Origin of the sequence: Corynebacterium sp. HMSC036E10 (assembly GCF_001836265.1) — a bacterium.
Taxonomy (GTDB): Bacteria; Actinomycetota; Actinomycetes; order Mycobacteriales; family Mycobacteriaceae; genus Corynebacterium; species Corynebacterium coyleae.
Window position 1 is genome coordinate 1 of the sequence record NZ_KV827955.1, and the last position, 1602, is coordinate 1602.

Here is a 1602-nt window from a genome sequence, read left to right on the forward strand (position 1 = left end):
TGTGTTTTGTCAAGTTGTTTTAGGCCGTTTCGGCTCGAATTTTTAGGCCAGTTCGGCACGGTTTTGGGCCGTTTGAGCGTTGCTGGGGTTTTGAGGGTTATTTCATGAGGGCGTTTGCCATGCGGTAGGACTGGCCGGTGAAGGTAATCATGCGTCCGTGGTGGACGATGCGGTCGATGGCTGCCGCTGCCATGTCATCGTTGCCGAAGACTTGGCCCCATTGGGAAAACGCGAGGTTGGTGGTGATGATCAGGCTGCGTTGTTCGTAGGCGTCGGCGATGGCTTGGAAAAGTAACCGTGCACCGTCAGTGTCGATGGGGATGTAGCCGAGTTCGTCGATGACGAGGAGCTTGTTTTTGCCGAGTGCTGCGAGTTCTTTGTCGAGTCTTCCTGCCTGTTTAGCGTTGCGTAAGTGGTCGACTAGGCCGGCGGCGGTGAAAAACCTTGCTGGGATGCCTGCAAGGCATGTTTGGGTGGCTAGCGCGATGGCGAGATGTGTTTTCCCGGTGCCGACGTCCCCGTAGAAGACGAGGTCTTCACATCCGTTGAGAAACTCAAGCGTGGTGAGGTGTTCGCGGGTGATGTCCGTGGGCAGGGTCACTGGTGACCAGTCGTAGCCGTCGAGGGTTTTGCGTACTGGCACACGCGCACGGTGCATGAGGCGGCGGGCTCTGGATGCTGCTCTGGAAGAAAGTTCAGCTTCGAACAATTCGATGAGGATGTCGCACTGGCGTGGGGTGGCGTGTTCAACGCATTGGCGTAACACAGCGGTGGTCAAATAGAGCTGGCGGCCGAGTGTGACAACTTGGTTTTTGGTGGTTGTAGCGCTCATTTTAGGTCGCCTCCGCATGCTGTGGGGTGTTGATTGTGGTGGCAAGGAGTTGGTCGTAGGTAGCCAGGTTTGCTCTGGTGTGCTGTGTTGGTGGTGGGGTGCTGTATCGTGCAGCGATGCCAAGATGCGGTCCGGTTGGTTGAGCGTTGGCTTCTAAAAGTGCTGCAGCGGCGGTGACGGTGGCGTCGAAACCGCATTCTGCGGCGGTGGTTTGTGCATGGGTGAAAAACTCACGGCGTGTGACGGTATCTGCTTCGTCGAGGTAGCCGACGACGTTATCCGGCATATGGTGGCGAAGTGGTGAGTTCTTCCACGCTCCCGGCTTTTTGGCTAACCCTGGCAGCAGACTTATGGGGTTGATCACTGTAGCGTCTGCAGTGCCGAAGACTCTCGGCAGCGCGATGATGCGTCGAGACTCCTCGTCTAAGACGGTGATGGTGTCGTGGGACAATTCCAGTGTGACTTGCCTGTTTGCCCAGGCAGGCCCGACTAGGTAGCGGTTGCCTGCTACGGTGACAATCCCGGTTTTATCGGTGCGACGCACTTCGAAACGCACCGGATTAAACCGCACCGACGGACATGCTTTGAGCGCTTGTTGATCGTGTTGAAACAGATCAGCGATTACCGCTGCCTTCTTATAATGGGTCTGCTTGGCAAACGCGGCACACCCAGAGTCCAGAAGAGCGTTTAGTTCTGCCAGTGAAGCAACTTCTGGCACGGGAACGAGCAGGTTTCGGCGGATGAACCCGACAGCGTTTTCCACATTGCCT

General features: G+C 56.6%; 1 protein-coding gene and 1 pseudogene. Both read right to left on the reverse strand.

Annotated features, from left to right (window positions below; genetic code table 11):
• Positions 1-97: 97 nt before the first annotated feature.
• The gene (gene istB, locus HMPREF2736_RS02385) at positions 98-832 is read right to left on the reverse strand and encodes an IS21-like element helper ATPase IstB (RefSeq protein ID WP_101733627.1); all 735 of its coding nucleotides are present in this window, start codon (positions 830-832) and stop codon (positions 98-100) included.
• 1 nt (position 833) lies between these two features.
• Positions 834-1602, reverse strand: a pseudogene (locus HMPREF2736_RS12340) (IS21 family transposase); the annotation flags it as partial.

Coding starts and splice junctions, on each gene's coding strand:
- istB (WP_101733627.1), bottom strand. CDS start 832: ATGAGCGCTACAACCACCAAAAACCAAGTTGTCACACTCGGCCGCCAG.